This window comes from Candidatus Schekmanbacteria bacterium, from assembly GCA_003695725.1.
Taxonomy (GTDB): domain Bacteria; phylum Schekmanbacteria; class GWA2-38-11; order GWA2-38-11; family J061; genus J061.
Genome location: RFHX01000128.1, coordinates 1 through 7,023 on the forward strand (window position 1 = coordinate 1; position 7,023 = coordinate 7,023).

Below are 7,023 nucleotides of genomic sequence, written 5' to 3' on the forward strand. Positions count from 1 at the left end.
AATTTTCACATTACTTTGATGAAAACCTATTATAAATTGGAAGATTACCGAAATGCTTTAAAATCAGCGGATTCTATATTAGCGCTTGATGATAAACAGGCGAAGGCATACTATTATAAAGGTCTTTGTGAGGAAAAAACGAAATACGACATTAAAGGAGTTTTAATATCTCTAAGGAAAGCTGTAGAACTTGAACCCAATGAAATATTATATAGAATTGCATTGGCAAAAGCATACAAAGATTATGGATTTTATCGAAGTGCACTAAAAGAATGGCAGAGGATTGCTGCCAATAGACAGTACGCGCAAAGAGCATTGATGGAAATCCAAAGAATAAACTCACTAATAGAGCAGTCACGATTTTAAATGATAAGGGAATAGAACTTTTATGGGCAAGATTATCTATAAGAATGTAGGCGATAATGAAAAGGAATTGGACCTTTTTTTAGAGGAGATTTCAAAAAATGCTCTGCTCCATAATATGCAGGACACAGTTATTATAAAACCAAATCTTTGTACATTTGCCTCTGTCGAGTCTGGAATAATTTCAGATATTAAGTTCATAAAAAAACTCATATGGCTTATCAAATCGAAAAATCAAAATGCAAACATAAAAATAGTTGAAACAGACAGTTTTGACAGGAAGGCAAGCGACGTCTATAAAGAGTTGGGATATGAGCGTCTAGCTGAAGAAGAGGGGGTTGAGCTTCTCAATTTGACCGAAATGGATTCATTCCCTGTCGTTGTGCGAGGGATTCCCTATGAGATAAATGTTCCTGCAATTTTTTTTGACGACATATTTTTCATCTCTGTTGGCAATCTAAAAACTCATGATTATCAAAAAATTACGTGTATATTCAAAAATCAGTTTGGCTGTATTCCTGATGCCTTAAAAGAAAAATATCATCCCTACCTTGATGAAGTTTTAACTTTTTTGGATGGTATAATAAAGCCAGATCTCTCTATTATAGATGGAAGAATTGCACTGGAAGGGAATGGTCCTGTTGATGGAGAACCGGTAAAGTGTGGAATAATGATAGCAGGAAGTGATTCTCTTGAAGTTGACACTCTTTGTGCAAAAATTGCAGGTTTCAATCCGAAAAAGATCCCCTATTTGAGATATGCATACAAAAAAAGAAATTTCAATCCTGATGATGTCAAACTTGAAAGCAATATGAAAGTGATCAATCTCCGATTCATACCGAAAAAACTTTTCAAAGGGATTAGACTAAAAATATTTATTACACGCACTTCAAATCTTATTACTCTTTTCTCTAAGAAACTCTTTTTTCATCTGTATTATTTTGGAGTTGTTCAAACGATGCGCATAATTCCAAAATCATTAATGAAACGGCTTAAGAGGGCGTAATGCGGCAGATTCGTGTGGGAATAATTGGATGCGGTATGATTACGCGCACTTTTCATGTGCCTGCCATAGTACGTTTCCCAGAGCTCAAAATAGAAGCATTCTCAGACATCAACAAAAGCTGGGCTGATGAAATGGCTGTAAAATATTCTGCTCCCTATGCTTTTTCTGATTACGGTGAAATGATAGGCAAAATAGATATGGCAATAGTTGCAACTCCAAATGCCTATCACACTTCTATAAGTAAAGAGCTTTTAAAAGCTGGAATAAATGTCCTTTGTGAAAAACCAATGGGTATTTCAGTTGAAGAATGTGAAGAAGTTGCAAAAGCAGAAAAAGATTCGAATGCAATTTTTATGGTTGCCCACAGCAGAAGGTTTGCCTCCAATGTAATGCTTTTGAAGAAATTTCTCGATGAGGGGAAATTTGGTGATCTTAGAAATATTGAATTGAAGCTTGGACATAGCCATAAGCAATGGATTACAAGGTCAGGCTTTTCATTCAAGAAAGAACAAGCAGGTGGCGGAGTACTTATAGACCAAGGCATTCATCTTATAGATTTGTTGATCTGGTTCTATGATGGTGAGATAAAAGTTGTATCCATCAAAGGCAAGGATATGCTTGGATACGGTATGGAAGACATTGTTGAGGCGGAATTTTTATTGGATAACGGAGGGAAAGCTGTAATCTCTTCTTCGCGAGTAGATGAGTGGGAAAATTTATGTAAAATCGAGGGGACAAAAGGGTGGGCTCATTTTCACATCGATGACAAGACATATCTTTTGGTAGAAAGCAGAAAAATACGCGGTTGTGAACTTTTAGGCGCAATTCAGTTTAAGACCCCTCTGACAAACATATATCAGGAGCAGCTGAAGTGTTTCATAAAGCATATCAAAAAGAATAAAAAACCTCCTATTAGCGCTGATGAAGCCATTAAAGGGATTAGATTGATGAATTATTGTTACGAAAAAATGGAGCTTTCCAAATAGAGAAATCTTCTGTCATTTGATGTATATTTCCCATATTCCTTAAAGAGTCTGATAAAATAAAATAAAGATTTTTTTTAAATAAGCTTATTAAAGATGAAGATTGTTTTTGCTTTGACCTATTATGACAATTCTTTATTTATTGGCGGTACACAGTCTCTTGTAAGACGCCTTTCACTGGAATTATGCCGCAAAGGTGAAGAACTTTATATTTTGACCATAAACCACCGGAAAGGTAAAACTTCTGACAGTCTTTTGATTACAAAATCTGAGGATTTGAATATTATCAAAATCAATCACAAAGGGTCTCTCTTTGCAAAATTCAAAAGAAAAATAGTAAGAAGACTATTCAAAACAGGATATATTTTAAAAAGAAAAGAATGTTATCAATTTCTTTACGATGCAGATGTTATAGTTTTTTTCGATGTCAATGAAATGACATTCCCATTTCATTTAAATAGGTTTAATGGATTAAAAGTTTTTTATTGCTGTACATTGCTTGAGAAAGAGGACTATTTCAGAAAAAATCCATTTTCCAGGTTACTTCTTAAAAATTCTTCTGATTATTACCTTGCTTCAAATGTGGAAACTAAGAGTGCTCTAAAAAGACTTGGCGTAGAGGAAAGTAAAATAGAAGTCATCCCTTATGGAATAGAGATAGACAAATATCAAAGAAATGCTTCTTATTCTTTTGATGTAAAAAGAATTGGCTTTCTCGGAGGGATTGAAGAGAGGAAGGGAATACATATCCTTTTGGAAGCCTGTAAAAAATTAGATATGCCATTCCGCCTGATGATAGCTGGACAAATTAGGGATGAAAAATACTTCAATGACATTAAGAAGGAAATAGATATGATAAATAAAAGAGAAAATTGTGAGGCAAAATATATAGGATGCCTGCCTGATGAGGAAATGGTTTCTTTTTACAGCAGTCTTACAGTTTTTGTTTGTCCTTCCTTATCGGAAGAATTTGGGATTGTCATCTTAGAGGCAATGGCCTGTGAAACACCAGTCATTGCTTCAAAAGAAGGGGGGCTTAAGACGATTATTGAAGATGGAAAGAGCGGACTTTTATTCGAGAAGGGAAATGCAGAAGAATTAAATAGAAAATTAGATTTAATTTTATCTGACAAAGAGTTTGCACTTAAATTGGCAAAGGAAGGGCGAAAAAGAGTGGAAGGACAATATTCAATTGAAAAAACCGGAGAAAAATTTCTTTCCTTTTTGCGAGATAAAAGAAAGATTAGCCGATTATGAATCAAATTACGCGAATTATAAAAAACACCGGCGTTGAAGTCATATCCAATATGTTGAATATGGGACTTAGCGCTGTATTTACATTCATAGTAGCAAGAATGTTGGGTCCTCAGCGTTATGGTGTGTATTCGTTGGTAACTACTTTTCCTTTGATTTTTGCCGCACTTATTATTTTTGGATTAGACTGTGTACTTATTCGGGATATAGCTAGGGATAAAAAAGAATCAGGCAAGATGTTGTTTAACGCTATTCTATTTCAATCACTAATGACTATCGTGACTTCTTTGGTGATTATTGTGTCTATGTTTTTTCTCGGATATGAACCGAACACAATGTTTTTAATAATCTATTTTTTCCTCTTCTGCACAATAAATTCCATTACCACTGTTAATTCATCAGTCTTTAAAGCTTTTGAAAAGATGGAATATAACGCTCTTCTGAATTCCGGCGAGCGTTTTCTTGTTCTTCTTCTTGGAATTACTGTGATTATGAAATTTGGTTCAGTATTTTCAATATTGAGTGTTTTTGTAATTATAGCAATTTTTAAACTTGTAATTTCTTTGCGGCTTTCGTTTTCGAGATTTGTCAATTTAGAAATTGCCTTTGACAGGAAGATTTTTAATTATTTTTTTAAAGAAGGTTATCCTATTGCAGTGTCATCTTTTTTTACTGCTTTTAGATGGAATATCGTGATTGTCATAATTTCTAAGATGTTGACAGAAACTGATACAGGATATTACAATGCGGCTCTCAAGTTGGCATATCCGATACTGGTGGTAATTTTTGCCTATTCCGCAGCTATTCTCCCTGTGATGTCAAAATATTACAAAGATGATGATTACAATCTCGAGAGGCTTTACAAAGCTTCTCTTAAGCTTGCGATGACATTTTCAATTCCTTTAGCCATAATGATAAGCTTTTTCTCTTCAAAAATAGTTAACATACTATTTGGAAATCAATATCTCGTTTCAGCTACAGTATTGAAGATTGTTGTTTGGATTTTGCCTTTTTCCTTTTTACTTTACCCTCTTGGCAATCTTCTTATCGCAATGAATCGACAAAAAATTGCAATGAAAGCAAATGGGTATAATTCTATTATATTGGTGATACTTGCAATAATTCTCACTCACAGATTTGGTCTTTACGGCGCTTCTGCATCTATTGTTTTAGCAGAGTTTTTATTAGTAATCACATATTTTTATAATATAACGAAAATATATAAATATGTCGAAATATCAGAATTTCTTTTGAAACCTTTTTTTGCAGGTTTTTTGATGTTCTTGGCAGTATATTTGGCAGGAGAAAAGAATTTATTTTTTAGTATGCCTGTAAGTTTGATGCTTTATTTTTTTGTTTTATATTTTTCAGGAATTTTCCATAAAGAGGAGATAGAAAAGATAAAAGAAGCTTTTAGAATGAAAAATACGGAAAAAATCATAAATGAGTAGAAAGAAAATTGTTTTTGTTTGCCTCACTTTTCATTGGCCACCATTAGGAGGAGCATGGGTTGATGAATATGAAGTGATGTCGCGATTATCCGAAAAATATGATCTTACTTTAATCGTCCCTTCCTTTGAGCGATTTTTCCCGAGAGGAAAAATAGAGAAAGAGATGCCATTCAAAGTTGTAAGGATACCATTCAACATTGTGTCATTCAATCGTTTTATTCTATCTAGAAAAATAAGGAGCGCAGTCGATAAAATATCTCCTGATGTCATTTTTATAGGAGAATCAGGAGTAATGAGACCACATATTTCAAATGCATTGACAAAATATAAGGTTATTCACCGCTTCTATTCAACTTCTATATGGTGTTTCAATCAAAACTATTTTCAAAATGGAGCTTTTTGCGGTAAAAATATCATAGATGATTTTTTCCAATGTGTTTTGTGCGCCTCAAAGATGTGGTCTGACCGTCTTCATGAATTCATAGCGGCGACAGGATTTTCACCAACTTATGTGCGAAATTTGGAAAAAACCTACCGAAATGCCTATGCAATAATCGTTTACAATGAAAGAATAAAAAGTCTTCTTTCCGGATGGAATGAGAATGTTAGGGTTTTTCCCGGTGGGGTGGACTGTGAGAAATTTAAACCTCTTCGAAAAGAACCAAATAAGAAGAGGTTAGAAATAATACTTCCGGGCAGGGCTGACGACCCGGCAAAAGGATTGAATGTCTTGTTAAAGGCTGTTAAAGAAATGAAGGAATTAGAAAAAAAAATAAGAATTAAGATAACATGGTGTCATTCTGAGCCGCCTGACGGGGTAGATAATATTGAAATTGCGCCTTGGATGCAGTTTGACGAAGTAGAAAAATTTTATAGAGGTGCAGATATATGTGTTGTCCCTTCTTTATGGGAGGAACCTTTTGGTATCACGGCATTGGAAGCAATGGCATGTGAAATACCTGTCATTGCATCAAGGATAGGAGGTTTACAATCGATCGTTGTTGATGGTAAAACCGGCTTTCTCTTCGAACCGGGTAATTCCTCTGAACTTAGACAAAAATTAATTTCTCTAATAGAAAATGAAGAATTGAGAAGAAAAATGGGGAAAGAAGGGCTTACGAGAGTAAGAGAAAATTATTCGTGGGAAGCGCTAATGAAAAAATACTATTTCCCACTTGTGGAGGAAGCCGTAGGAAAATGAAGAAAATTTTAATCATCAAGATGAGATTCCCTTATCCGGTATTTGCAGGCACCGACCATGTGAGCTATAATTTGATAAAAGCCCTTTCAAAAGATTATGAAGTTTCATTGATTTGTCATGTCCGCTCTGAGGAAAATCTGAGAGATGTCCCTGAATTAAAGAAATATTGTAAGGAAGTCATTACAGCAAGATATCCTTCTTATTCTACTTTTTTCCAGAAATTATGGAAGAAAATTAAAAGAGAATTTTTGCTTTTCTTTTATTTCGTACCGCGCGATGTTACAGATAATGTTAGTTCTGAAATAGAGAAGAAAATCAAATCTCATCTAAAAGAAAATCATTATGATATCGTTCAGATTGAGTATTTTTATGCATGGAAGTTTGTAAAATATGTGAAAGGCAGTACTTCGATCATGCTTTCAAATGATGCCTATTATGAAACGATTCGCCAGATCGCAAAAGAGGAGAAATCTCTTATAAAAAAAATGATAAGATACTTTGAATATATAGTAACAAAAAGATATGAGTTAAAAGCATATAAAAACTTCGACTGGGTTTTTTTTATCAGCTCTAAGGACCTCGATATAGTGAAAAAATCAATAAAAGTTGAAAAATTCAAGGTAATCCCTGTTGCAATGGATATCGATGATGGAGAGGAAGAGAATGATATTGAGAAAGATACAATGGTTTTTGTTGGAGGAATGCAGGCATTTTTCAATAGAGATGCAGTTTTATATTTTTGTAGAGATATATTCCCATTGGTGT

The 7,023-nt window shown here is 34.0% G+C and carries 7 protein-coding genes; all 7 read left to right on the forward strand.

The features are described from left to right. Positions 1-366 (forward strand): hypothetical protein (locus D6734_05190; GenBank protein RMF95616.1); only part of this gene is annotated, 366 nt, incomplete at its 5' end. A gap of 22 nt (positions 367-388) precedes the next feature. After that, positions 389-1,369 (forward strand): DUF362 domain-containing protein, encoded by a 981-nt coding sequence (locus D6734_05195; protein RMF95617.1) that lies wholly within the window; start codon positions 389-391, stop codon positions 1,367-1,369. Next, positions 1,369-2,355 (forward strand): gfo/Idh/MocA family oxidoreductase, encoded by a 987-nt coding sequence (locus D6734_05200; protein ID RMF95618.1) that lies wholly within the window; start codon positions 1,369-1,371, stop codon positions 2,353-2,355. Before D6734_05195 ends, D6734_05200 begins: the two co-directional genes overlap by 1 nt. Before the next feature lie 93 nt (positions 2,356-2,448). Then, positions 2,449-3,609, forward strand: coding sequence for a glycosyltransferase family 1 protein (locus D6734_05205; protein RMF95619.1), 1,161 nt, complete (start codon positions 2,449-2,451; stop codon positions 3,607-3,609). Next, positions 3,606-5,057, forward strand: a complete 1,452-nt coding sequence (locus tag D6734_05210) for a flippase (protein RMF95620.1) — start codon at positions 3,606-3,608, stop codon at positions 5,055-5,057. The genes D6734_05205 and D6734_05210 overlap by 4 nt, the downstream gene beginning before the upstream one ends. Further along, positions 5,050-6,258, forward strand: coding sequence for a glycosyltransferase family 1 protein (locus tag D6734_05215; protein ID RMF95621.1), 1,209 nt, complete (start codon positions 5,050-5,052; stop codon positions 6,256-6,258). The genes D6734_05210 and D6734_05215 overlap by 8 nt, the downstream gene beginning before the upstream one ends. Then, positions 6,255-7,023 (forward strand): hypothetical protein (locus D6734_05220; protein ID RMF95622.1); only part of this gene is annotated, 769 nt, incomplete at its 3' end. The genes D6734_05215 and D6734_05220, both read left to right, overlap by 4 nt.

What these genes read in the sequence shown, in the direction of transcription:
- D6734_05210 (RMF95620.1), top strand. Translation starts at nt 3,606, where the DNA reads ATGAATCAAATTACGCGAATTATAAAAAACACCGGCGTTGAAGTCATA.
- D6734_05200 (RMF95618.1), top strand. Translation starts at nt 1,369, where the DNA reads ATGCGGCAGATTCGTGTGGGAATAATTGGATGCGGTATGATTACGCGC.
- D6734_05215 (RMF95621.1), top strand. Translation starts at nt 5,050, where the DNA reads ATGAGTAGAAAGAAAATTGTTTTTGTTTGCCTCACTTTTCATTGGCCA.
- D6734_05205 (RMF95619.1), top strand. Translation starts at nt 2,449, where the DNA reads ATGAAGATTGTTTTTGCTTTGACCTATTATGACAATTCTTTATTTATT.
- D6734_05195 (RMF95617.1), top strand. Translation starts at nt 389, where the DNA reads ATGGGCAAGATTATCTATAAGAATGTAGGCGATAATGAAAAGGAATTG.